General features: G+C 57.2%; 24 protein-coding genes. 12 read left to right on the top strand and 12 right to left on the bottom strand.

All coding sequences use genetic code 11. The features are described from left to right. Nucleotides 1-63 precede the first annotated feature (63 nt). The 3 genes from HZB23_08215 (at nt 64) to HZB23_08205 (ending at nt 3,468) form a co-directional block, all read left to right on the top strand. Nucleotides 64-948, top strand: coding sequence for an amidohydrolase family protein (locus HZB23_08215; protein MBI5844637.1), 885 nt, complete (start codon nt 64-66; stop codon nt 946-948). Nucleotides 949-1,075: 127 nt separating this feature from the next. Then, nucleotides 1,076-2,518, top strand: coding sequence for a PLDc N-terminal domain-containing protein (locus tag HZB23_08210; GenBank protein MBI5844636.1), 1,443 nt, complete (start codon nt 1,076-1,078; stop codon nt 2,516-2,518). Nucleotides 2,519-2,751: 233 nt separating this feature from the next. Next, entirely contained in the window at nt 2,752-3,468 is a 717-nt protein-coding gene (locus tag HZB23_08205; GenBank protein ID MBI5844635.1) for a metallophosphoesterase family protein, read from the top strand. 109 nt (nt 3,469-3,577) lie between these two features. On the opposite strand, the gene HZB23_08200 is transcribed toward HZB23_08205, so the two are convergent. After that, nucleotides 3,578-4,102, bottom strand: a complete 525-nt coding sequence (locus HZB23_08200) for a nitroreductase family protein (GenBank protein MBI5844634.1) — start codon at nt 4,100-4,102, stop codon at nt 3,578-3,580. 140 nt (nt 4,103-4,242) lie between these two features. On the opposite strand from HZB23_08200, the gene HZB23_08195 reads away from it, so the two are divergent. Beyond that, the gene (locus tag HZB23_08195) at nt 4,243-4,767 is read left to right on the top strand and encodes a hypothetical protein (GenBank protein ID MBI5844633.1); all 525 of its coding nucleotides are present in this window, start codon (nt 4,243-4,245) and stop codon (nt 4,765-4,767) included. Between the two features lie 22 nt (nt 4,768-4,789). Here HZB23_08195 and HZB23_08190 read toward each other — a convergent pair whose 3' ends face one another. From HZB23_08190 to HZB23_08180, 3 genes are read right to left on the bottom strand one after another with little or no spacing between them, the layout of a single operon-like run. After that, nucleotides 4,790-5,134, bottom strand: coding sequence for an STAS domain-containing protein (locus tag HZB23_08190; GenBank protein ID MBI5844632.1), 345 nt, complete (start codon nt 5,132-5,134; stop codon nt 4,790-4,792). A 32-nt stretch (nt 5,135-5,166) separates the two neighbouring features. Next, complete coding sequence (locus tag HZB23_08185) at nt 5,167-7,623, bottom strand: glycogen/starch/alpha-glucan phosphorylase (protein MBI5844631.1); 2,457 nt, start codon at nt 7,621-7,623, stop codon at nt 5,167-5,169. 31 nt (nt 7,624-7,654) lie between these two features. Then, the gene (locus HZB23_08180; GenBank protein ID MBI5844630.1) at nt 7,655-8,203 is read right to left on the bottom strand and encodes a gamma carbonic anhydrase family protein; all 549 of its coding nucleotides are present in this window, start codon (nt 8,201-8,203) and stop codon (nt 7,655-7,657) included. A 106-nt stretch (nt 8,204-8,309) separates the two neighbouring features. On the opposite strand from HZB23_08180, the gene dusB reads away from it, so the two are divergent. Continuing rightward, nucleotides 8,310-9,302, top strand: a complete 993-nt coding sequence (gene dusB, locus HZB23_08175; protein ID MBI5844629.1) for a tRNA dihydrouridine synthase DusB — start codon at nt 8,310-8,312, stop codon at nt 9,300-9,302. Beyond that, nucleotides 9,299-10,273 (top strand): hypothetical protein, encoded by a 975-nt coding sequence (locus tag HZB23_08170; protein ID MBI5844628.1) that lies wholly within the window; start codon nt 9,299-9,301, stop codon nt 10,271-10,273. The genes dusB and HZB23_08170 overlap by 4 nt, the downstream gene beginning before the upstream one ends. A gap of 91 nt (nt 10,274-10,364) precedes the next feature. Here HZB23_08170 and HZB23_08165 read toward each other — a convergent pair whose 3' ends face one another. The 4 genes from HZB23_08165 to HZB23_08150 form a co-directional block, all read right to left on the bottom strand. Beyond that, a complete protein-coding gene (locus HZB23_08165; GenBank protein MBI5844627.1) occupies nt 10,365-11,006 on the bottom strand; it encodes an ABC transporter ATP-binding protein in 642 nt (213 codons plus the stop codon). A gap of 5 nt (nt 11,007-11,011) precedes the next feature. Further along, a complete protein-coding gene (locus HZB23_08160) occupies nt 11,012-11,737 on the bottom strand; it encodes an ABC transporter permease (GenBank protein ID MBI5844626.1) in 726 nt (241 codons plus the stop codon). Between the two features lie 14 nt (nt 11,738-11,751). Beyond that, nucleotides 11,752-12,579: a substrate-binding domain-containing protein gene (locus HZB23_08155; protein ID MBI5844625.1), complete on the bottom strand. Its 828-nt coding sequence runs from the start codon at nt 12,577-12,579 to the stop codon at nt 11,752-11,754. Between the two features lie 77 nt (nt 12,580-12,656). Continuing rightward, nucleotides 12,657-13,085: a LysR family transcriptional regulator gene (locus HZB23_08150; protein ID MBI5844624.1), complete on the bottom strand. Its 429-nt coding sequence runs from the start codon at nt 13,083-13,085 to the stop codon at nt 12,657-12,659. Nucleotides 13,086-13,504: 419 nt separating this feature from the next. Here HZB23_08150 and HZB23_08145 point away from each other — a divergent pair, with 419 nt between their 5' ends. Continuing rightward, nucleotides 13,505-13,699, top strand: a complete 195-nt coding sequence (locus tag HZB23_08145; protein ID MBI5844623.1) for a hypothetical protein — start codon at nt 13,505-13,507, stop codon at nt 13,697-13,699. Between the two features lie 167 nt (nt 13,700-13,866). Continuing rightward, nucleotides 13,867-14,601 (top strand): Smr/MutS family protein, encoded by a 735-nt coding sequence (locus HZB23_08140; protein ID MBI5844622.1) that lies wholly within the window; start codon nt 13,867-13,869, stop codon nt 14,599-14,601. 14 nt (nt 14,602-14,615) lie between these two features. Here the strand turns inward: HZB23_08140 and HZB23_08135 are convergent, their stop codons facing one another. Further along, the gene (locus tag HZB23_08135; GenBank protein MBI5844621.1) at nt 14,616-16,466 is read right to left on the bottom strand and encodes a M48 family metalloprotease; all 1,851 of its coding nucleotides are present in this window, start codon (nt 16,464-16,466) and stop codon (nt 14,616-14,618) included. Between the two features lie 434 nt (nt 16,467-16,900). Here HZB23_08135 and HZB23_08130 point away from each other — a divergent pair, with 434 nt between their 5' ends. The 4 genes from HZB23_08130 to HZB23_08115 all read left to right on the top strand — a co-directional run bounded on the left by HZB23_08130 (nt 16,901) and on the right by HZB23_08115 (nt 20,768). Continuing rightward, nucleotides 16,901-17,476 (top strand): flavodoxin family protein, encoded by a 576-nt coding sequence (locus HZB23_08130; GenBank protein MBI5844620.1) that lies wholly within the window; start codon nt 16,901-16,903, stop codon nt 17,474-17,476. Continuing rightward, on the top strand, nt 17,473-18,153 hold the full coding sequence (locus HZB23_08125) for an NAD(P)H-dependent oxidoreductase (GenBank protein ID MBI5844619.1): 681 nt from the start codon (nt 17,473-17,475) through the stop codon (nt 18,151-18,153). Before HZB23_08130 ends, HZB23_08125 begins: the two co-directional genes overlap by 4 nt. 36 nt (nt 18,154-18,189) lie before the next feature. Continuing rightward, nucleotides 18,190-19,377, top strand: a complete 1,188-nt coding sequence (locus HZB23_08120) for a cyclic nucleotide-binding domain-containing protein (protein MBI5844618.1) — start codon at nt 18,190-18,192, stop codon at nt 19,375-19,377. Nucleotides 19,378-19,517: 140 nt separating this feature from the next. After that, on the top strand, nt 19,518-20,768 hold the full coding sequence (locus tag HZB23_08115; GenBank protein ID MBI5844617.1) for a hypothetical protein: 1,251 nt from the start codon (nt 19,518-19,520) through the stop codon (nt 20,766-20,768). Nucleotides 20,769-20,941: 173 nt separating this feature from the next. Here HZB23_08115 and HZB23_08110 read toward each other — a convergent pair whose 3' ends face one another. Genes HZB23_08110 through HZB23_08100 form a run of 3 tightly spaced genes read right to left on the bottom strand, consistent with a single transcriptional unit; the run spans nt 20,942 to nt 24,348 of the window. Continuing rightward, complete coding sequence (locus HZB23_08110; protein MBI5844616.1) at nt 20,942-21,940, bottom strand: mitochondrial fission ELM1 family protein; 999 nt, start codon at nt 21,938-21,940, stop codon at nt 20,942-20,944. A gap of 21 nt (nt 21,941-21,961) precedes the next feature. Then, nucleotides 21,962-23,050 carry a tetraacyldisaccharide 4'-kinase gene (gene lpxK / locus HZB23_08105; protein ID MBI5844615.1) on the bottom strand — a complete coding sequence of 363 codons (1,089 nt, stop codon included), beginning with the start codon at nt 23,048-23,050 and terminating at the stop codon, nt 21,962-21,964. 26 nt (nt 23,051-23,076) lie between these two features. Beyond that, on the bottom strand, nt 23,077-24,348 hold the full coding sequence (locus tag HZB23_08100) for a 3-deoxy-D-manno-octulosonic acid transferase (protein MBI5844614.1): 1,272 nt from the start codon (nt 24,346-24,348) through the stop codon (nt 23,077-23,079). Nucleotides 24,349-24,437: the final 89 nt, after the last annotated feature.

Below are 24,437 nucleotides of genomic sequence, written 5' to 3'. Positions count from 1 at the left end.
TTTGAATATACTGAATTCGTAATATGAATTTCATGGAGTTGAAGTTCTGGTTCAAGGGGTGGAATGTACGACTGCCACATGCATTTTGATGAGGAAACGGTCCCGGTGGAGGGCCTTCTTCGGGGAATGGACGAATCGGGCGTCGAAAAGGCGGCCTTGATCGCCCCCATGTGCCCGAACCTCAAAAAGACCCTGCTGTTCCGGGCGGCCTCGCCGGTTTTCAGGAGCCTTGTGAGGAAAAACCCCGGCGCTTCGGTTGCCCGTCTGATCTACAACAGCTGGGTCAAAGACGACGGCATGGCGGACGTCGGGGGCAAGCTCTACAGGATAAAACCCCAGCCCAACAACGATGTTGTCATGGCCGCAGTCAGGCGTTTTCCTGGCCGCTTTTCGGGCTGGATATTCGTGAATCCTAAAGGCCCTGCAAGTCCCCTGCATGAAATAGGGCGCTGCCTGAAAACAGCTGGGATGATAGGGGTAAAGGCCCATCCCTTCTGGCATGGCTATCCGGTTCACTTGCTCACGGACACCGCCACCTTCTGCGAAAAAGAAGGCCTGCCCATGCTGGTGCACCTGGGCGTGGGCGAAAACGGTGACTTCCGGCTCCTTCCAGACCGCTTTCCCAAGCTGCGCGTCATTTACGCCCACTGCGGCGTGCCGTACCAGGAGGAAATCCAGCAGTACGCCTTGAACAAGCCCAATGTTTTTTTCGATCTTTCCTGCTCCGCCTACGTGGACCTCAAAAGCGCGCTGTTTGCCCTTAACCAGCTTGGTGCCAAAAAATGCCTGTTCGGCTCGGACGGGCCGTATTTCCATAACGTTAAAGGCCGCTTCGATTACAAGCCCCTGGTTTCCATGATTCAAAGCCTCAATCTTTCTTCAAGGGACCATGAAGCCGTGTGCCGGGGCAATTTTTTGGAAATTATTGGGCCTCGCGGGAAACGTTAAGGCCCGCCCGGCATCCGCTTTTTCGACCCCCGTTTTCCTCAGACTCCATCTTGTGGACATAATGACGTCATAACGCTATAATGCCTTTTCGGGACAAACCGAAAATCTCCTTGCGTCCGTGGCGGCCATGACCTTTTCAGATATAATTTTTTCCGACCTGCACGAGCTTTTCGTCTATCACCTGCGTGAAGTGCTGGCCGTCCACTTTTTGCCTACCTTGGGATATCTCTTCGCGCTGCTTCTCATGTCGCGAATTCTAACCGAGCGTCGGTCCCACGGAAGCCTTCTCGCCTGGATCATGGCCATCGCCTTCATTCCCTACGTGGGGGTTCCGCTTTACCTCATGCTGGGCGGGCGCAAGCTGAATTCCATGGCCCAGTCCAAGCCCCTTCTGCCCAAGAAGACACCGGACCAATACGACGAGGACGACATCCGGCCTCTGCTGCCCCCCGGCTTTCACGGAAGCTTTCCCGTTACCAGAAACAATACCGTGGTCATGCTGCCTTCGGGCGAGCAGGCCTACGACGAGTGCATGGGTCTCATCGAAAGCGCCGTTAGTTCGATTTACGTGGCCACTTTCATCCTCAAAGATGACGACACGGGCCGCGCACTGGTGGACGCCATGGCCCGCAGGGCCGCAGCCGGGGTTCACGTGCGGCTTTTGCTGGACGCCTTCGGATCCATGGGGCTTTCATCCGCCTTTCTTTCACCCCTCACGGAGGCCGGGGGCGGAACGGCCTTTTTCATGCCCATGATGAGGCTGCCCTTCAGCCGTGGCCGGAGCAATTTGCGCAACCACAGAAAGATGCTTATTGTTGACAGGAAGGCTGCGGTGATGGGCGGCATGAACCTGGCCGAGGAATACATGGGGCCGTTCGGGTCGCGTGACAGGTGGCAGGATTTGTCGGTTAGGGTTGACGGCCCGGTTGCCGACCAGCTCTACGAAATTTTCCGTTCGGACTGGCTTTTCGCTTCGGGCGAGGAACTGGAACCCGCGAGGCCCGCCGAAAACGACCACGCCGGAGACGGAAAGGTCGGCCACCTTCAGATAATCGCCTCCGGGCCTGACGTGAAAGCCGATTCGCTGAGGGAGGCCATAATCAACGCCCTCTACGCAGCAGAAACCAGGGCCTGGATTGTGACTCCCTATTTCGTGCCTGACCAGACCCTGGCCGAAGCGCTTTGCATGGCGGCCCGAAGGGGGGTCAACGTGACCATGATGCTTCCCCGCAGGAGCAACCATCGCATAGCCGATCTTGCAAGGGAAATGTATCTTGAGCAGCTTGAGGAAAGCGGAGGGAACGTTCTTCTCTACCAGCCGGGGATGCTCCACGCCAAGGCCATGCTGGTGGATGACCGGGCTGCGCTTCTGGGCTCGGCCAACATGGACATGAGAAGCCTTCTGTATAATTATGAGGTGGGGCTTTCAATCCACGACCCGGAAGTGATAAAACAGGTTGATGCCTGGATGGGCTGGCTCACTTCCTATTGCCGCCCAAGGCAGGGTGAAAAAAGGAGAAGGGTGCGGTTTCTGCACGGGGTGGGCAGGCTTTTCGCGCCCTTGCTGTAAAAAAGCCTGTCTAAAAACGCGAATCGCTGTGTCAGGCGTCAAAGCCAATTCCGCCACGTACTTTCAGTACGCTTGCTCATTGGCTTCTCGCCTTCCTTGCGCTTCATCGCCCAAGTTCAAATTGATATCCAGGCTTCAAGCCTTTTTTGACAGGCTGGCAAGGTTTTGGGGCAGGCGGCCTGATCGGGCTTGGACCGCCTGGGGGCAACCTTTTTTGGGGGATAGGTCCTTAAATGATAAAAGGACTGGTGGTTTCCGATCTGCACATGTTCACCGGAAGAACCAGGGCCGAATACGTGCTGGGGGAAATTTACGGCGCGCTTCGGGACTGCGACCTTCTGGTGCTTAACGGCGACATTTTCGACTTCCGGTGGACGACCCTTTCCACCGTCAGCAACACCATCAAGGAAGCAGTGGCCTGGCTGGAGAACATCACCCTTCAGTATCCGAAACTTAGGGTACACTACGTCCAGGGAAACCACGACTGCAGCCACCGATTTTCGGCGGCGCTGGACACGCTCACCACGCGGGCTCCGGGCTTTTTCTGGCACCGCGACTGCCTGTTCATAGAAAACGCAGTATTTCTGCACGGGGACTGCGTTCACAGGAAGGTTGGCGCAAAGGGCCTGGAAGCCTACAGAAAACCCTGGAAAAACGTGCGCAAAAAGGGCAGGGCGGCCAACGCCTGCTACGGGATGCTGATGAAGTCGGGAATCGTGGAAGCTGCGCCTAAGCTCTATTTCAGGCCCGAACGCATGGCAAGGCGAATCCTCAGCTATCTGGACGGGCAGGACTCCAGGCCTGGAACCGGGGTCGAGCACGTTTTCGTGGGCCACACCCACATCCCTTTTCAGGATTTTTCCTACGACGGAAAGCTCTTCCACAACACCGGCTGCGCCCTTTTCCGCAACCGGTTCAACCTGTTACGCTTCGAGATGCAAGGCAACTGAGATTGCTTGAAGCCCGTGGTTTTTAACAGCCCGTTGAAAAAGGCTGAATATGAAGCCTGGATAAAAACGATGAATCACGACACAGCAATTCGCGTTTTTAGACAGGCTGTCAAGGCCACTCGCCCTGCCAGGCGTTCTTATGGATGCGCTCCCTGTTGAAGCGATCCTGCGCCTTGGGGTTCGAGGCTGGCCAGCCGACCGGAATGTAGGTGTGTGGCATGATGTTTTCAGGAAGGCCGAAAAGGCTTCTGAATCCGTCCATCCTGCTTTTTTCGGGATAAACCCCTGTCCACACCGCGCCAAGCCCAAGGCCCCGCGCGGCCAGAAGTATGTTTTGAGCCGCTGCGGCGCAGTCCAGAACCCAGTTTCCGGGAAATTTTTCAAGCAGAAGGTCCGCGCAAACCAGTATGCCCAGGGGTGCCCGCTTGGCCATGGGCGCGTTTGGATTGATGTACGGGATTTTTTCCAGAAGGCGCTTTTCGGTAACAACAACAAAATGCCAGGGCGCTTCGTTTCCCGCCGAAGGAGCCTCCATCGCCGCCGTCAGAAGTCTTTCGACCAGGTCCCCGCCAACCGGCTCGGATTTGAAAATACGCACGCTGCGCCTTGTGCTGATCGCCTCCAATACGTCCACGCGTAAAAATCCTTATAAGTGAGTCTGCTGCAATGAGTATTTGTTCTTGATTTTATCCGGCCTATCGGGTCATATCAGCCCAAAAACAACGGCCCCCTACCGGGCCGCCAAACCATACCCAAGGGATCGAATACCTGAACATGACAGAAAACGCCATCATAACCGTTTCCGACATAGCGTCCGCAGTTTCTCCCAAGGTGCTGCAAGACCCAGCGCTGACCATAGGCATGGGCGCTTTCACCGATCTGCGGGGCCTTGATCCCAGGCTTGTGATGGACAAGATAAGGCTCGGAGGGGGGCCGCCCAGGGGCTCATATCTTACCGAAGAGCCTGTAGCGGGCCTTCTTGCCAGGGCTGTGGCCGAGGTACTCGGCCAGGCCGGTTACAAGGTGAAAGAAAAGGACGCAGACTATACCCTTACCGGCAAGCTCGCAAATCTGAAATTCCACGTAACCATGGGCTTTGCCAGGGCTCTTTTGAGGGGTGAGATCACCGTGGATTTTTCCGTGCTGAAAAACGCGGATATAAGCCCGGTTGCATCTTTTTCCGTTACCGGGCACGGAAGAACGGGGTCGGGAGACGTGGTGGCGGATGTCTTCAAATCCGCAGTGGAGGACCTGGCCCGTCAACTGGCGGCCCATCCCCTTTTGGCCGGGCTTTTCTGACGCGCTGGAAATTCGGGCCGGGTCACGCAGTCGGCTTCAGTATGAAGCAGGCCTCTTCCTGGTCGGGCACGATTTTGAATATGCGGTCCAGGCGGGTGAGGGCCAGAACGCTCATCACCGCCTGCCGCACCCCGCAGATTACCAGTTCCCCCCCCTGTCCCATAATCTTCAGAACCGACACCATGGCCCCAAGGGCCGATGAGTCCATGAAGGAGACGTGGGAAAGGTCCAGGACTATTTTTTGGCGTCCGTTTTGAATCTCGTCCGCGATGGCGTTTCTAAAGTCTGCGGCCACGCTGGCATCCAGGCTCTTTTCCAGGATTTCCAGAATCAGCACGTTTCCGCTTTCGCTCTTTTCAATCCTCATGTCCGCCCCTTGAGTCTAAGCCCGATAAGCTCTTACGTTACCGGCGCTATGTTCCAGATATCTTCGGCATACTGCCGTATTGACCTGTCAGAGGAAAAGAACCCCATGCGGGATGTGTTCAAAATTCCCAGCTTTCCCCACAATAGCCTATCCTTGTAATCAGTTCCAGCTTTTTTCCTGGCGGCCATGTAGGATGCGAAATCGGCCAGATGGAAATACTTGTCCCTATCGCTTAGAAGATAGGGGCATATCCAGCTGAAAAGGCCCGGTTCGGATGGAGAGAAGCGCCCGTCGCGCACTGCGTCCAGGGTTCTGCGCAGGAGGGGGTCCGCGTGGTAGAGGGCCGTTGGCCGGTAGGAGCGGTCCGCCGAGATTTTCGCCACTTCCGGCGTGGTGAGGCCGAAGATGTAGACGTTTTCCAGGCCCACCTCCTCGCTGATTTCTATGTTCGCGCCGTCCAAGGTGCCTATGGTGAGGGCCCCGTTAAGGGCGAACTTCATGTTGCCGGTGCCGGACGCCTCGTAGCCTGCGGTGGATATCTGCTGGGAGAGGTCAGCCGCGCAGACCATCTTTTCGGCCAGGGTCACCCGGTAGTCCGGCAGAAAGGCCACCTTCAGAAGTCCCTTGGTGCGCTTGTCCCGGTTGATGACGTCCGCCACCGAGTGGATGAGCCTTATGATGTCCTTGGCGGTCTGGTAGCCGGGCGCGGCCTTTCCGGCGAAAATCGAGGTCTTGGGTGCGGGCGGCTCAACGCCGTCGTCCACCAGGAGTATGTATTCGGCCATGACCGCCAGCACGTTCAAAAGCTGGCGCTTGTATTCGTGGATGCGCTTGGCCTGCATGTCGAACATGGAGTCGGGATTGACGGTGACCATTGCGGTCTCGCTGATGATTTTTCCCAGGCGCTCTTTGTTGGCCCTTCTCACTTTGAGGTATTTTTCGCAGAAGGCCGGATCGTCCGCCATCGGCTCCAGTTTTTTCAGCCGGTCCAGATCGCCCAGAAACCCGTCTCCGAGGTTTTCGGCCAGAAGCCCGCAAAGGCCGGGGTTGGAGCGGCCAAGCCAGCGCCTTGGGGTGATGCCGTTTGTCACGTTGGTGAATTTTTCCGGCCACATCTCGAAAAAATCCGGAACCAGGCTTTCCTTCACAAGCTCGGAATGGAGACGCGACACCCCGTTTACGCGATGCGATCCCACAATGGAAAGGTTGGCCATGCGGACCATTTTTTCACCGTTTTCGGCAACGAGGCTCATGCGGTTCATGCGGTCCAGGTCGCCCGGCCAGATTTCCAGCACCCGGTCCAGGAACCTGCGGTTGATTTCGTAGATTATCTGAAGGTGCCTTGGAAGCACGTGCTCAAGAAGGCCCACAGACCATGTTTCCAGGGCTTCGGGCAAAAGGGTGTGGTTGGTATAGGCGACCGTTTTGGAGGTGATGTCCCAGGCCTCGTCCCATTCCAGCCAGTATTCGTCAACGAGCACCCGCATCAACTCGGCTATGGCCAGGGATGGGTGGGTGTCGTTAAGCTGTATGGCCACTTTGTGGGGAAAGGCCGTGAAGCCCTCGTGGTCCCTTAAGTATTCCCGCATGATGTCCCTTATGGCGCAGGCCACCAGGAAGTATTCCTGGGTGAGCCTAAGCTCCTTGCCAGCCGTGACAGTGTCGGCGGGATAAAGAATCTTGGAGATTTTTTCCGTGGCGATTTTCTGCTCCACAGCCATGAAGTAGTCGCCCTGGTTGAAAATCTTGATATCGAACTCGGTGGAGGGTCGGGCCACGTAGAGCCGCAAGTAATTCACGGTTTCGCCGCTCCAGCCCGGCACGGGGATGTCGTATGGAACCCCTATGACCACCTTCCAGCCCATCCACATGGGGTTGTACTGGCCCCAGCGGTCGGCTGCGTGCTCGATTGCGCCATACATGGGGACCATTACGGCCTGGTCGGCGCGCTCAATGTGCAGGGCGTCCGCGCCGTCCATCCATGAGTCCGGGCGCTCCCTTTGGCAGCCGTTGTGGATTTCCTGCTTGAAAAGCCCGTAATCGTAGTGGATGCCGTAGCCGAAACCGGGCATGGAAAGGGTGGCCAGGGAATCCAGGTAGCAGGCCGCAAGCCTTCCCAGGCCGCCGTTGCCCAGGGCCGAGTCTGACTCCTCCTCAAGCATGTCTTCCATGCTTACATTGAAGCGCCCTACAACCTCGGCGCAGGCCTCGATAAGGCCCAGGTTGTCGAGATTCTTGACAAGGCTCCTGCCGATGAGAAACTCCATGGAAAGATAATAGAGCCTCTTGGCGTCGGCCTTGCGGTAGCGGTCCGTGGTGGCGTGCAGGCGGTCCACGAGCCGGTCCCTCACCGAGTATGACACAGCCCTGTAGATGTCCCGGGCCGTGGCTTCGGAGCGCCTTTTGCCCAGGGAGTAGCGCAGATGTGTCAAAACGCTCCGATAAAGGTCTTCGGGGGTGTTTTTAAGGCCCGGCAGGTCTTGTTCCATGAGTCTTTCCTTCGTGGGCTTTTACGGGGCGTCAGGCAAAGGGGTATTTCAGCTTTAGAATTTCGGCCCTTCGGGAAAGCTCTTCGATGGGAAAGCTCTCGGCCCCCTCCCTGTACATGTGGGCCATTGCGATGTAGATGATGGCGCCCATGTAGTGAAGGCTCATGTCGGGGGTGCGGCCTTCCTTGATTGTGGCGGGGTTGCCCACCACGAAGCTGCCGTCGGGAATTACTGTTCCGGGCCTTACCAGGCTTCCGGCGGCAACAAGGCAGCGCTTGCCGATCTTCGCGCCGTCCAGGACCGTTGCGTTCATGCCCACGAGTGAGAAGTCCCCCACCGAGCAGCCGTGGAGAACCACCCCGTGGCCTATGGTGACAAGATCGCCCACTTCCACGGTGTCGCCCGGCTGGATGTGCATGGTGCAGCCGTCCTGGACTGAAGAGCCCCGGCCCACCACCACCCGGCCCATGTCGCCCCGAAGAGAGGCCCCGGGCCAGATGGAGGCGTCCTCGCCCACGGTGACGTCTCCGAAGATGAAGGCCCCAGGGGCCACGTAAGCGCTTTCGTGAATAATCGCCATGTTGCCGTTCTCCCGATTATGCTGTAATGAAACTGTCGAAAATTTATGTTCTTAAAACTACAGGCAAACGCATTAAAACGCAATCCCGCTTCATGAAAAATCGAAAATGGAACGCCTTGTGAAGATCGGTTCGGTCACTCTTTCAAATCCCCTGATCCTGGCCCCTATGGCCGGAATTTCCAACCTCGCCTTCCGCCTTGCGGCCAAAAGAATGGGCGCGGGTATGGTCTGCTCGGAAATGGTCTCGGCCAACGGCCTTGTGCGGCAATCGGCCCGCACCAATGTTTTGCTCCAAAGCGACGAATACGAGCGGCCGCTTTCGGTGCAGATTTTCGGCTCCGACCCCTACGTCATGGCCGAGGCGGCCCAACTGGTTTACGAGGCCGGGGCCGACATCGTGGACATCAACTTCGGCTGCTCGGTGAAAAAGGTCATCAAAATCGGCGCTGGCGCGGCTCTCATGCGGGACATGGACCGGAGCCGGGCGATTTTAAGGGCGGTTCGGGAGAAAATTCCGGTCCCGCTCACCATAAAGGTGCGCTCCGGTTGGGATTCAAGCGGGAGCGAGGCGGAATACCTGTGCAAAATGGCCGAAGACTGCGGGGTGGACGCTGTGGCGGTTCATCCGAGAACGGCCAAACAGGGCTTTTCCGGGAGGGCCGACCGGAAAATCATAACGCGGATAAAGGGGATGCTCAAAATTCCAGTGATCGGCAACGGCGACGTTTCAACGGGCCGGGACGCCTGGGCCATGATGGAGGAAACCGGCTGCGACGCAGTGATGATAGGCCGCGCCGCCGCGAAAAATCCGTGGATCTTCGCCCAGGCGCTGGACGTGATGGAGGGAAGGGAAGAGCGCACGGTGACAGCCTCCGAGCGCCTGGCCCTCATGTCCTTGTGCCCCGATGAAACCGCTCAGCTATTGGGTAGGAAAAGGGCCTGGCCCATGATGCGCAGCCAGCTTTCGGCCTTTTCCAAGGGCTTAAGCGGAGCCGGAAACTTCCGGGAGGCGGTGATGAGGGCAAAAACCCTGGAGGATGCGGAAGCCGCAGTAAGGGCCTACGTGGAATCGTGTTCAATATTGGCGGATATTCAATGAAAAAATTTACTTTGCAGTTGAACCCCGTAATTAATTTTCAACCTTATATTTTACAAGGACACTTGACTGCATTCAATGCCGGGCACAACGGTAGGCTTTACGCATTTGTAGCAAATAAACAGCATGGATACAGCAATACAGTAACATCAGGTGTCGTATCTATAATATCGGCAAACAAGGAAAATATGTACAACAAATTGCACGCACCTATTAGCTGGCGATTCGATTTTTATAATAGTGTTATTGCTGATGGGTTTAATATTCATAATGTGCAGCCACTTTCAGACAATGAATTGCTATTGGCGTGCGCCAGGTCTCACTTTAAAGGGCCTGATGACATAGAAAAAAATGGGCGCATATACGGCAGTGATATGGAACTGAAAAATGAGATATTATTGGGAGATGGAATTATGGATGTTCAGGTTACAAAAAGCGGTACAATATGGACCAGTTACACTGATGAAGGGGTTTTTGGAAATTTTGGCTGGAATCAACCAATAGGGGAGAGCGGCTTGGTTGCCTGGGACCGTTATGGAAAGAAGATTTTCGAATATTCACCAACTTCAGGTCTTGACGATATTATTGATTGTTATGCGCTGAACGTAAAATCTGATAACGACGTTTATTTTTTTTATTACACAGATTTTTTCTTAGTACACTTACGCGCCTTTAAGGTACATGCTTTCTGGGAGACGCCAGAGCCTGTTCATGGCTCCCATGCTTTTGCTGTTTCAAAAGGAATGGTGCTTTTCGCAGGGGGATATGATGAGCGAAACAAATTTTTTTTAACAAAGATGACTTCAAATTCAATGATTGAAATTTTAGCCGAATTACAACTGGCAGATATGCTTGAAGAGCAGATACAACCACAATTGATTTCAGCCAGGGGTAACGTCTTCTGGTTGTATAGCGGAAAAAATATCTATCATTTTACGGTGGAAGCGGTTCTGGAAAAGTACCAAAAAAGCTGATTTGAAAGCTTATTGAAAAATTTCAGGCTGTGCAATTTGTCACGAATTTTTCGAAAAAACTCAAGCGCTGAAGCAACGGAGTAGAGCATTTTCACAATTCCACGAACCGGTCGCAAAGGCCCTTCATCCATTCGTGGTCGTGGCCTGCTATTATTATGGAGGCGTTGAAGGATGAGCGGGCGGAGGCCACTGCGGATTTGACTGCTTTCGCGCTTTCGATGTCCAGGCTCGCGGTGGGCTCGTCAAGCAAAAGGGCGCAAGGTTTCAGAACCAGCCGGGCGGCCAGGGCCACGCGGCTTTTTTCCCCGCCGGAAAGCTCGAACCAGAGCCTGCGCGAAAATTTTTTCGGGTCAAGGCCGACGGAATCAAGGGCCATATGGACAGCCTCGGCGATCCCCTCCTTTTCCCCCCGGATTTTAAGCCCGTAAGCCACGTTGTTGTAAACCGAGCGCCGCAGAAGATAGGGTTCCTGTAAAAGAAGCCCCGCCTTTTTCCTGGCCGCCTCCGCTTCCTGTTTCCCTCCGGGATAAATCCGTTTTCCGTCGAAAAGGACCCTGCCCGTTGTGGGGGCGTTCAAAAAGGCCAGGATGCGCAAAAGGGTGCTCTTGCCGCTTCCATTTGGGCCGGTGACGCCGACGACCTCGCCGCAGCCGACTTTGAGGCTTTCAAGGGCCAGCACCGGGCGGCCATTGTAGGAGGCCGCGAGATTTTCGATGGAGTAGAGATCGTTCATGGCAGTCAGGACACGGACAGGGTTCTTGGGGAATTGATCTGACCCGCCCGCTGCCTGAAAAACGACAGGGCGAGGTTTACCCCGAAGCTCATCAGAAGCAGGATCAGCCCAAGGGCGATGCCGGTGGCGAACTCGCCCTTGCCGGTTTCAAGGCTTATGGCGGTGGTTATGGTGCGGGTCTGCCACTTTACGTTGCCGCCCACCATGAGGGATATGCCCACCTCGGTGGCCACCCGGCCATAGGCGTTGAAGCCCGCCACCATCACCGAGTGGCGGGCTTCGTGGAGACATCCTGCGGCCATCTGAAAACGGCGTGCGCCCAGGGTGAGCAGGGTTTCGCGCACGCGCCGGTCCTGGCTTTCCAGGGCCTGGGCCGTAAGGGAGGCCACTATAGGAATGGCAAGCATGGCCTGGCCGATGGCGATTCCCCTTAAACTGAAAAGAAGACCAAGCTCTCCAAGGGGCCCGCGCCGACAGATGAAGGCGTAGACCAATAGCCCTATCAGAACTGTGGGAAGGGCCATCAGGGTGTCCGAGCAGAGCCTGAGGCCTTTTCTGCCCGGAAACTCTGCGTAGCCCAGGATAAAGCCAAGGGGAATGCCCACGGCAAGGCTTATCCCCATTGAAAGGGCGGTCACCTTCACCGTGGCCAAGGCTGCGCTCCAGGTGGATTCATCCCCTGAAAAAAGCAGGGCGAAGGCCGTTAAAAGTCCTTCCCACAGGTAGTCCACGTTTGACCCCGATGCTATTTTCCGGCGTTGGGGAAGAAAAGCTGCTTGCCTTCCAGCGTGAATCCGGCAATGGCCTTCTGGGTCTTTTTGGAAACCCACCAGTCCAGAAAACGCTTGGCTTCCTTCACTTTTACGGCTGGGCACTTGGCCGGGTTGACCATGATGACGCTGTACTGGTTCAAAAGGGGAGAGTCGCCTTCCACGATGATGGCCAGGGGGGACTTGCCCTTTTCCTTTGAAAGGTACTTTATCCAGGTGGCCCGGTCGGTCAGGGTGTAGCCTCCCCGTTCGCCCGCCATCACTATGGTCTGCATCATGCCCTGTCCGGCTGCGAGATACCAGGATTCCTTGTCGGGAAGAGTAAGGCCCGCGCCCTTCCAGATCTCTTTTTCGGCCTTGTGGGTGCCGGATTCGTCTCCACGGCTCACGAACACCGATTTTTTGGCGGAAACGGCGGCCAGGGCGGCGGCAACGGTTTTGCCTTTTGCTCCGGCGGGATCGGCCACGGGCCCCACCAGCACGAAATCGTTATACATCACCTGCCTGCGGTCAAGGCCGTTGCCGTCTGCCACGTATTTTTTTTCAGCAGCCGGGGCATGGACCAGAAGCACGTCCACGTCGCAGTTCTTGCCGTGCTCTAGGGCCTTTCCCGTTCCGACGGCGGTATAGCGGAGGGTGATGCCGGTGTCCTTTTCGAACATCGGAACCAGGTAGTCCAGAAGCCCGCTGTCCTGGGTGCTGGTGGTGGTGGCCATCATGAGGGTTTCCCCTGCAAGGGCTAAAGAGCCAAGGCCAAGGACCAGGGCCGTCAAGAGGGTTAAAGCGGTGAGATTTCTTCGCATGGAAGCCTCCCTGAAAAAAGTTTGACACATGAGGGAGTCTTGTATACTTGCGCTTGAATTATGTCAAGATGAGCATATTAAATTTTGCCCGCCATCCAGGGGAAAAACTCGTCAGCGGTGTTTTTGGCGTATTCCAGAACCCGGTCCTGCCAGGAGGTGAAGGAAGCCAGAAGTTCACGGCCTCTTGGGGTCAGGCTGCAGCCCTTGCGGTTTCCGCCCGGAACGTCCACGATTTTCTCCCCCAGAACGCCCTCGGTCTTCTTGATTTTGCCCCAGGCCGCCCTGTAGCTCATGTTCATGGCCTCGGCGGCCTTTTTAATGGATCCCAGCTCGTCGACCTTGCCCAGAAGCTCCATGCGGCCCTTGCCCACCAGCACCCCATCGTCGGTTTCCAGCCACAGGCGAAGCCCCGCCCTGGCGCAGATTTTTTTCTCTGTCATGACGGCTCCAATCCTTTCAATTGATCTTTTTGATATTAGGGGCTGTTTCCAAAAAAACTTTTGCATTCGGTTGCGCCTTCATCCCCGCCAACTGTGTTGCGCTCCCTGCGAAATACGTTAAGTATTCCTCAGTCGCGCGCCTTGTTGGCGGGGCGAATTCACAACCTCGGTGCAACAAATTTTTTTAGGAAACAGCCCCTAAGCGGAGCATGGTTCTTTTCTTTTTTCAAGGAAAGTCCGATGCGGGAAGAAGCGCCCCGATCTTCCTCCTCCACTATTTTCCGTAAAGCGGAGAATGGAAATAAATTGCGCTCCCGGTAATATATCAAGATGTTGCGATTTTCAGGTCTGATTGCGTCAAAACTGTGTCACAATCCGTTGCAAAACCGGCGGCCATGTGGTATAGAAGTTAATCCGGCTTGTCGGCCAGGGGTCGCCCCCTTGTCGACGGGCCTTGCATGCGTAAAAAAGGAGCGGTTTCATAAATGGCTGACAAGCATCCCGAATGCCCTCTATACAACCCGGTGAATTGCAGGGAATATTACAATCCCAAGGTCTGCGCCGTGGTGCGCAAGGACAAGACCTGCCTGAAAAAGAGAAAGGCCGCAGGCTCCTCCCAGGGCCAGCCGGGCGAAAGCACCGGCGCTCCCATGATGGCGCTTGGCCGGGAGTCGTCCTGAACCGGGCCGCACAAGCACGGCCCATAAATGCATGATGAGACCTCCAGCTCCGTAAAAAAGCCGGATCATGCAAGGGCGCTCTCACGGGCTTATTCACATGGCCCAAAGGCATCGAGCATCCGGGCGGAATCCGTTCAAAAGCCTTCCACTTCCTTCGGGGTTTTTCCATGAAAACCAAAAAGCCCCAGGGTTTTCATACGCCCTTTGAAGCCCTGGGCGGACTTTTGAACGGGCCGGGAAAAAAGAAAAAGCCGAAATTCCCCCATATCCCCGCAGCACCCGAAAAACCGGCCCAACCTTTGGTCAAAGCCCCTGTCGAAGCCGTTTCATCGCCCGAAGACGACGCCTCGCTGTTTTCCCGCTACACCACAGATGTCAGCCCGCTTCATACCAAAAAGGAGCGTCTGCCCAGAGCGCCTGGCGCGATTTCCGAGCCGCCGGTTGCTGAAGACCCGGACGCCACGGCCCTTGGCCTTTTGAAGCAGCTCATAGAAGGCGGAAGCGGATTCGTTGTGTCCCACACCGGCGAATACATCGAGGGCACCGGCTACGGCATCCACCCGGACATGGCCAAGCGCCTTCACTCCGGAGAGTTTTCCATACAGGCCCACGTCGATCTGCACGGAATGATGGTTGACGAGGCCGAGGAAGCCCTGGACGAATTTCTCACAAGATCGCTGGCCCAGGGCCTGAGGGCCGTGCTGGTGGTTCATGGCCGGGGGCGTTCTTCCAGAAACGAGCCCCTTCTGAAAAACCGGGTTCTTTACAGGCTCACCAAGGGGGCCTGGCGCAAGTGGGTGATCGCCTTCGCCTCGGCCCGTTCCTGCGACGGCGGGGCAGGGGCCACCTACGTGCTTTTTCGTGACAGACCGGTCACCGGCAGGCAGAAGAAAAAAACCTGAACCTCCAGAGTTTTTCAAGCGCCTTTTCCCTGTGTGTCCCTAAAGCCCCCGGCCTTTTGAGCGGCTGCCTTAAATCTTTCCAGCTGGGCCTGGAAGTACTCGTTGTCGGGGTCGGACCCGTTGAGGGCCTCCTGCTCGGCCTTTATGGCCTCATCAAAAAAACCGTTCTGAAAAAGAGCCTCGGCCAGGGTGTCCAAGATGTGAGGCAAAGGTTCGGCCAGAGCCGCCCTTTTGGCCAGCGTGAGGGCAAGGCCCCTGTCGCACGCGACGGGATCGGGGCATGTGGCCAGCATCCAGGCAAGGTTGTTGGCGGCCCTTGCGTTGCCTTGATCCAGGGCCAGAACGCGCTCGTACTCCGATCGCGCCCCGGAGTAGTCACCCCTCGAAAAAAGAAAATCCGCGTAATCCAGCGAGGCGCTTCCCGTGAGCGGTTCGGGCAGGCTTTTCAATGACTCGAAAACGCCCGTGACGAGCTTTTCGTGTACGCCTTTGCCCATCTGCCCGGTGGCCAGGGCAAGACTTAAGGGGCCTGCCACGGCCAGGAACACCCCCGCCGCCACTATGCTTTTTTTCACCTTGTCGGCGTGGCGCGATATCCACCTGGAATCGTCCATGGCGAGCATCACGTAATCCATGCGTTCCTTTATCCCGAAATGATGCCAGCTTTTTGCGTCTATGGGCTTGCCGGAAAATCGCGCTATCTTTTCAAGGCAGGTGACTAGGTCGGTCGGATCGGCGGGGCTCTGGAAAATGTACAGGTCCGCCTCCCTCTCGAAATTCCGCATGAAATATCCGAACACGTACCGGAAGAAGAGGATGAAAAAAGCCGCCTGGGTGAAGGCCTGGAAGGCTCCCATGGAGGTGTCGGAAAAATATTTTGTGTAAAGCGCCGGAAAGCGCCCGAAAAAGATGAGGGCGGCCCAGCTTGAAAGGGTTTCCGCGCCAAAGGCCAGAAGCGAGAACCCGGCCACAGCCCCGAAATAGTACCACACGTGCCTGCGCTTGACGTGCCCTATCTCGTGGGCCATCACGGCGGCCAACTCCCCCGGAGTGGCTATGGCCAAAAGGGCCTCTGTGACCAGTATGTAACGGAACCGGCCCCATATGCCCATCACTGCGGCGGTGGGCATGTGGTTCAAAATGGGCCAGGTCACTATTCCGGCGTATTCGAGGCCCATGCGCTCGCAAAGCCCGTCCAGAAAGTCCTTCAAGGGGCTTTCCGGAAGAGGGCGGCTGCCCCATAATTTTATGACCAGAAAGGGCCCGAAAAGCGCCACTCCGAAAAAGGACAACATCAGAAAAACCGCCTGTCCCCACGGGCTTTGCCAGGCCAGTTGAAAGGGCCTCCAGGAAATCAGGCCCAAAAGGTCCGACACGCCCGAAAGCATGAACCACGGGGCGAAGGCCATCCAAGTCATTGGGAAAAGGCCCGGATTCCTGATGGAGAAAGGCCCCCTGGCCTCGGTGGTGCCCGATTCCTGGCAGGTGGCTGAAACCATGGCCGAATTCAGGTGGGCCATGAAGAAGAAAAAAAAGACCAGTGCCCCGAAAGTGGGAACCGGTTTGGTGAGAAGATCGAGATAATATCTTGCGTCGGTGGCGAAAAAATAAAACGAGAACAGGGCCAGAACCATTATTCCGTGGGTGGAAAGCGCCCTTTCCATGAAGGCCCCTCGTGAAATCACCGACAGGTCCGAGGAGCGGAGCACCAGGTGGCGGAAATGCAGGCGTCCCCCCACGGCGCAGGTGACGAATCCGGCCGTCAGCACCAGGATGGTGGAGCCTGCCCCGTGCCTGGGGATGTCGGCGGGGGCCGCAGTGTAGAGGATTATCCAGACTATCGCCAAAAAAAGTTGGAAGAACATAAATTAAGTTCCGGACCTCGCCATGATGTGATGGTCATTGGCCGCGCCGACTTGCAATCGGCCCTGCGGCAAGCTATCACATCCCGTGGGCCGGGCGCAATTTTAACGTGATGCGGCTATCCTTGTTGCCCCGTGGGTCATAATCTGCTAACACTGGTCATTCTGAGAAGCAATTGGAGATGAGTCCCCTAAAAGCCCTGCAGGGGCTGTCAAAGCGCCTAAATAATGTGTTATATTTCACATCGGCATCAGCATATGGGACTTTGGCGGGCAGGCGAGGCGAAGGCCCTCTGAGGCCGGTGTGGCCGGGGTCTGCGGGTTTGAACCCTGAAAATTCCGGATCGGGCACAGGTTGGGCCGGACCCTTGCCGTAAAATCATATTCCCCGGTTTCCACGCTGTCATGGAATCCGGGGAATCGGAAAGGCAGATAAAGTGAGAGCCGTTGTTCTGGATGGGGCGCTGTCGGGAGACCCGGCCTTCCGCAGGATTCGCTGCATAGTGGAAGGCGAGCTTTCCGGGCTGTCGTGGGAGATGACGCAGTTTTTGCTGGATGAATGCGACATCGCCCCATGCACCGGCTGCCGGTCCTGCTGGTGCGCCACTCCGGGACGGTGCGTCATTAAAGACGACGCCGAAAACATTTTAAGGGCCATCGTAAAAAGCGATCTTCTGGTTTTTCTTACCCCCGTGACCTTCGGCGGTTACAGCGCCATCCTCAAGAACTTCGTGGACAGGATGCCTCCTCTGGTGTCGCCGTTTTTCATGAAAAAGGGAGACGGCTTCATTCACAAGGGACGCTACCCAAGACCTCCCCGCATGGTGGGCATAGGAATGCTCGCTGCAATGGACATGGAATCCGTCAGGGTCTTTTCCTCCATCGTGGGCGTGAACGCCGCTAAGATGCAAGCCCCGGCCCATGCTTCGGTGGTGCTTTCCGGGCGCCACGGACAGGGGCTTTTGGCCGAAAACATAAGAAACGCCCTGGCCCGTGTGGAGGTCATGAGATGAAGGCCCAAAAATCGGCGGTTTTCCTCATCGGCTCCCCTCGCGGCCTGAAAAGCACGTCCGCAAGCCTTGCCGGTTATCTCGCAGCCCGGCTCGCCCGCCACGGCATGGAATCGGAGGCCCTTCTGGTCAACCGGTGCATGGAAAGCGACAAGGGCATGGACGCCCTGTTGAAGGCGGTTGACCGGAGCGATCTCATAGTCCTGACAGCTCCTGTTTACGCCGACTCCATACCCGGCCCGGCGGTGAAGGCCCTGGAAAGCATCGCAAGGCGCAGGGCCGCAGTGAGGGCCATAATGCCCAAGAGGTTTTGCGCCCTGGTGGCAAGCGGCCTTCCGGATGCCTCCGAGTGCGACACCGCCCTTGCCGTGTGCCGCATTTTCGCCCGCCAGTGCAACCTGGTGTGGGCGGGCGGACTTGCAACGGGAGCGGGAGAGCTTCTTTCGGGAAAGCCGCTAACAGTCAACAGGATACTTGCCAGAAACGCCATACGGGCCTTGAATCTTGCGGCAAAATCTCTCGCAGCCGGTGACGCCGTGCCCTACCGCGCCGCCTTGCTCATGGCCCGGCCCGTGCTGCCGCCTGCTCTTTACGTCTGGCTCGCCCATGTCGGCTTTTTCCGCGCCGCCCGCAGGCACGACGCAACATTTCACGTTAACGACCGGCCCTATTTGTTATAAGGAACCGGCGAACCGGACCTCATTTCGGGAATCGACATGGAACATCGAATGGTTCTTTCAGGCAGCCTGGACTTCATCAGCCTCGGCGAGATTCTTCAGCTTTTGAACTCCAACGCCTCAACGGGGCTTTTGCGCCTTAGAAACAAGTATGCAACTGATCCGGGAGTTTTTTATTTCCTTGGGGGAAACCCCATAAACGCGGAAGCCGCCGGAAAAAAGGGGCTGGAAGCGGCCTACGCCCTTTTCGGCTGGCTTGAGGGCGAATTTGATTTCACCGCCCAGGAGCCGGCCACCGAGACCCTCATCCAGACCGGAGTGATGGAGATAGTCTTAGACGGCCTTCGTATGCTGGATGACGGCCAGGTGGAAACGCTTGGCCCGAAGCTGGAGTGCAAGACCGACGCATCCGCCCCCTGTGACGAATACGGCGATATCCCGGTTGTAAAGCGCCCGGTTTCCAATTACGGCTACGTGGTGAACGAGGAGGAGATTCCCGACAACCAGATGATAGTGAAGGAAGGCGGATTCGGAAACTGGATTTCCGTTATCCTGGAGGGCTACGCCGACGTCGTGAGGGAAACCGCCAAAGGCCCCCTGCGCATAGTGAGGCTGGGGCCGGGAGCCCTGGTGGGCAACATTTCCTCGCTTCTTAGCCAGTCCAGCGTCCGCACGGCCTCCCTCATGGCGGTTGGCAACACCGTGCTGGGAGTGCTCGACCTTCCGAGAATTCACTCCGAGTTCGCGGTCCTGTCATACGAGCTCCGGCACCTTTGCATCAGTCTGGACACAAGGCTTCGGGAAACCACCGACAGAGTGGTTGACGCCTTTCTCGGCAAGGACGACAGCTCCTCCTTTCTTAAGGACATGAAGGTGATGTTCGCCGAAGGCGCAAACGAGGAAGGGCTTTTCAGGATAAACAGCGGAAGCGCCGTGGTGGCCAGAAAGACGGAAAAGGGCGTAAGGCCTCTTGTGCGTCTTGGGAAGGGCGATTTCCTCGGAGAGTTCCCCCTTGCGAAAATCGGCCACGAGGTGCGCCATGCCACGGTTTACGCCTCGCCCGACTGCCAGGTGGCGGGAATGGACGTTTTGTCTCTCACCCATGAATACGAGCTGGTGTCTCCCATGATAAAGCAGATCATCGATCACGTGGCCATGAGCATCTCCATAACCACGTCTTTGGCCTGTGATATAGCCAAGCTGGGCAGGCAGGTCACCTCACGGTGACGTAAGGGCTGCGGACGTTCCGCTTGCCCTGGCCTGTTTTTCTGATTATATTTTCAAATGGTCCCCAAGCCCATTTAAGCTCAAGCCGGGATCATGAGCTTAAACAGGTCGGCCCCGCGCCGATTCTCAAGGAGAACGTGTTGAATTTCAAGATAGAACACCCGTGCCCCCAGTGCCAGGCCCCCGTGATCCTGGATGAGACGGATCGGATGCTGATTTGTCCGGCCTGCAGGGTGCGCGTCCACATAACGTCAAGGGGGCCTTTCCGCTATTACATGGAAGCCCCTGAAGGCTCAGGCGATTTCCTATATCTTCCCTACTGGCGGCTGAAGGGAACGGTCTACAAGGCCGTGTCATCCTTCAAAATCGATCCCGTAAGCCTCGATTCGGCGCACGTCGGCTTAAAAGGCGCCTTTGCTTTAAAAGACCTGCCCAACAATACCAAGTCCCCGCAGCTCCGGTTTGCCGAAAGGGGCGTCGCCGGACGGTTCGTGCCTCCGGAGCTGGACCTGTTCCAGGTATTGGGGAAAATGGACAAGGCTGCAAGCGGCCTGAAGGAAACGGCATCAGGCCCTGAAACCTACGAAAACGCCTGGGTGGGCGAATCCGCCGGAGTGATTTTCGCACCCTACGCCCTTGACGGCGGAAACGTGGTGGACCTCATCAACAAAAAGCCCGTGGGGCCCGCGCCGGAACAGGCGGCCATCGATGCCCTGGCCGGGGCTGCAACGGACGAACTGCACTGGATGCCGCGTTTTCTGTCCTCCATGTGCCCCCAGTGCGGATTCGACTTGAAGGGCGACAAGACTGCGGAAGTCTTTCTCTGCAAAGTCTGCAACATGGGCTGGTATCCCAGGGGGGACGAATTCAGGCCGATTCTGGTGCGGACCATCCCAGGAAAGGGAAATGACCTCGTTTATCTGCCCTTCTGGTGCATTGGCTCCTCCATCAAGGGCGTCAAGCTCGATACCTACGCCGACCTGATCAGGGTGGCGAATCTCCCCAAGGCCATAAAGAAGGAGTGGGAAACCGACGATTTCTACTTCTGGATTCCCGCGTTTAAAATTCATCCCCATCTTTTTCTGCGGGTGGCCAAGCAGGTTACAATAACGCCGTTTCTGGGGGCCATGGAGGCCCGCGTGCCCGATTCGGGCAGCCTGCTTCCGGTCAACTTCCCGCTGGTTGAGGCCATGCAAAGCCTGAAATCGGTGCTTGCGACCTTCGGCACCCCCAAGCGGACCATTTTCTTGAAGCTCCCGGAGATTTCCATCACCCCCAAAAAGGGCATGCTGGTTTACGTTCCCTGTACGCCCAGGGGCGGAGAGTTGGTTCAGGAGGAGTTGGGGATAGCGGTCAGCAAGCAGGCGCTGATATACGGCAAAGACGTTTAGCCGGGGCTCGCAGAAGCGCGAACTGCTGTGTCAGGCATAGTTGAAAAGTCGGTCACGTACAAAAGCTTACGCTCCCTCCTTTTCAACTCCCCTTCCTTGCATTTCATCGCTTCTGCGAGCCCCGGATGCGGATGAAGGGTTAGCAGCGGAGCAACCGCCCATCGATAACTGCGTTATTTCAATCTGTCCGGGAAGAAGCGGCGGAGGATTTCGTCAGCCGAGCGTCCGGCCTCGTCCAGGCAGAAGGGGGTGGGCCGGTCGTCGGGGTTTTTCAGCCAGGCGTCAAAATCGATTATCATTCCCTTGTCCCGAAGCCTTTGAAGCCCGTACGGTATCTTTCCGTCGGGCTTTTTCCATTTCACCGGCATCACCCCAACCACGCATCCCGCCGTGAGCGCCTCGTAAATCATTGAAACAGAGTCGGCTGTAACCCACACGAAGGCGCTTTCGGCATAGCGTTCCTCCACCCAGCCGGGGGGGGTGTCCGCCGAACGGAAAAAGCTCAAATTGGAGTGAAGGCCGGTAAGCCTTTCAAGGGCGGGGAGCATGTCAGCCGGGGTTCTGGGGGATGAGGAGACCGTCCAGAAAACCTTTGGATGGTTTCGGGCAATGGCGGAAATTTGCGAAACGGTGGCCGCCGGGTCCCACTCGTGGGATTTCTCATCCACCCCGCCCACAAGTATCAGGCCCGTGTCCGTTCGATGGGGGCCGTCCTTGGGCGAAGGGTTGGGCGGGCCCAGGGTGAGAAACACGTTTTCCCGGGGCTTTGGCCTGTCGTGTTCTGGAACCAGGCACAGGTCGAAGAAGCCGGAAAGCAGTGGGTCGGGCGTCATGCAGGTTACAAGGCGTCCGCCGAGCCTCCTTTTAAAAAGGGTCATGGGAACGTGGGTGTGGCTTCCCGTGCCGAGAATGAGGTCGAACCGGGGCGGCACGGGCCGGTTGGCCTCAAAGTGGGGAACGGAAACCGGAAGGCCCGCGAGATGGCCGACAAGTTTCGCCCAGTCGGCCACAGAAGCGCCCAGGCTATAGTAGGGAAGCGAAAAATCGTGGACGACTATGGGCGTTCGTGCTGAAAGGGCTGTCAGGACCCCCGACGTCTGCTTTCTGTGTCCGGGCCGTGTGTCCCAGAAGGCCGCGACCTTCAGGGGCTCTGTTTTTTGGTCAGGGCTCACCAGGGTGTTTCCAGGAAGTGTTTATCTGTCTTCAAGGGTTTCCAGGCTCTTTTTCAGCCATTCAGCAAAAAGGGCTTCCCCGTAAAAGGAAAACTCAACGCAAAGGGCCAGTAGGGGAGGAAAGCCGCCCGGAATTTCCGCTATCCGCACGGCGTCCTTTTCGGTGGTGACGACAAGATCGGCCCCAAGTTTCCGGGCATCCGCGAAAAGGCCTTTAAGTTCATCCGCAGTGTAAGGGTGATGGTCGTCAAAGCCCCGCCTTAAAACGATTTTTCCGCCAAGTTCGGCGACGGTATCGAAAAAGCCGGCGTTGTCGGCTATTCCCGAAAAGGCGGCAACCCTTTTTCCTTTAAGGAAGGACAGGGGGAGCATGGGGCGGGTTTCGGACACCGGCCCGGGGGCATTGAGAAACTCGTGTTCAAGAAAACCCGTCGGACGGTGGCAGGCGCGGAAACAGGGACGCCCGGAAGGCCAGATTTCAGGGGCCGGTGAATAGGGAAGGGCGCGGGAGAGCACCAGGGCGTCGGCCCTCTCGATCTCACACGCCGGTTCCCGCAAGGGTCCGCGCGGCAGTGTGCGCCCGTTGCCGAAGGGCCTTTCCGCGTCGGCCAGCACGATATTGATGTCCCGGTAAAGGGTCAGGTGCTGAAATCCGTCATCAAGCAGAATAACGTCGCTTCCGAGCTTGTTGATGCAAAAGGCCCCGTTCGCCGCCCGATTCCGGCCCACGGCCACGGGCACCGATGGGAGGGCAAGGGCCATGAGGCAGGGCTCGTCTCCGGCCTCGCCGGGGGACAGCCTTACGAGATTCCCGTCGGAAACCAAGCCACCGCGCTTTTGAAGGGTTCCCCCGTAACCCCGGCTTAAGATGGCGGGATTTCGGCCCATGTCCTTCAAGAGCTTCGCCACGGCAATCGCAGCCGGAGTCTTGCCCGTTCCGCCCACGGTAAGGTTTCCTATGGAGATCACCGGGCGGGACAGGCGCGTGGGGCGGATGACTCCCCTTAGGTAGAGGCCCGCCTTGATGCTCGCGGCCTTCGCGTAAATCCGCGCCGCTCCGGTAATCGCCTTTTTGACGTTGTCGTCATCCTGGCTGTCGTCCCGGATCATCCGCTGGAAATTATCTTTTAGAAGCCTCATAAAAATCGGGATATGGCCTCCACCATCTTGTCCACCGCCCCCCGGTTGGCCAGAACAACGCTTTTTGCCCGCTCGCCGATTTCCTCAGCCTTTTCCCGGTCGCACAACAGGACCCTGATGGCGCTTTCCAGTTCGTTTTCATCAACAACCTGGATGGCGGCGCGTTCATCCACAAGAAGCTCGGCGATTTCGGCGAAGTCCTCCATGTGGGGGCCGAATACCACCGGTTTTCCGTGGGCCGCGCCTTCCAGCGGGTTGTGCCCGCCAAGGGGAATCATGCTTGCTCCCACAAAGGCCGCGTCGGCAAGGCCGTAGAGGGACGCCAGGGCCCCCATTGCGTCCACCACGATCACGTCGCTGCCGGGGCTGGGGCTTTGAACGATCTCGGAGAAAAGGGCCGTGGTCAGCCCGATCGATCTGAAAAGCTCCGCGGCCTTGCATGCCCTGCCAGGGTCCCTTGGGGCCGCTACCAGAACCAGGCCAGGAGAGCTTTCCCGCCACAGGGGAAAGAGCCGGGCGAGGATTTCCTCCTCCCCCTCGTGGGTGGAGCCGGCCACCAGAACAGGGGCGTCTTCAGGAATTCCGAGGCTTTGGCGACCCGTGGCCGGGGCTTCTTCGGGCCTTGAGTCGAATTTTATGTTTCCGGTCACAAGGACCTTTTCCCAGTCGCCCAGAAGGCTCTCGAACCGCTCCTTCTGCATTTCCGAAGCCGCGCACACCGCTGAGAAAAGCCCGAATACGGGACGGAAGAAAAACGAGAACCTCCGGTAACCCGAAAGGGAACGCTCGGAAAGCCTGGCGTTGACCAGAACCACCGGGACGGACCTTCTTTTGGCCTCGAACAGGAAATTGGGCCACAGGTCCGATTCCACTATTACCACAAGCGCCGGATCAACCCGGTTGAAGGCCTTTTTTACGGAGAAGAGAAGGTCGTACGGATAATAAAACACGTGGCGGACCCAGGGTTGGGTCTCTTCCTTCAAAATTTCGTAACCGGTGGCAGTGCTGGCCGAAACCACTACTCCGCGTTCGGGGTGTCTCCGGGCCAGGGCCCTGGCCAGGGGCGCGGCGGCCTTGGCCTCGCCCACCGAAAGCGCGTGGACCCATATGGGCCTTGTCGGCCCGTGATCGGGAAATTTCTGGAAACCCAGGCGGGGGGCGAAGGTCTTCCGCCGCTTTTCCACGAAAAGGGAAAGGACGTAGCCGACCGGAGCCAGGACGAGCGCCGCCAGAAACGACGCCAGGTTGTATATGATTTGCAGGGCCATTGATTTAATTCGATATGTTCTGCCGGTTGAAAAGGCCGGAAAGGAGCCGTTTATATAAGAGGCCACATCAAGCTCATTCATCTTACACG

Source organism: Deltaproteobacteria bacterium (assembly GCA_016235345.1).
GTDB lineage: Bacteria > Desulfobacterota > Desulfobacteria > Desulfobacterales > Desulfatibacillaceae > JACRLG01.
Note: the sequence above shows the minus strand (reverse complement) of the source record. Positions and strands in the feature narration are given on the sequence as shown.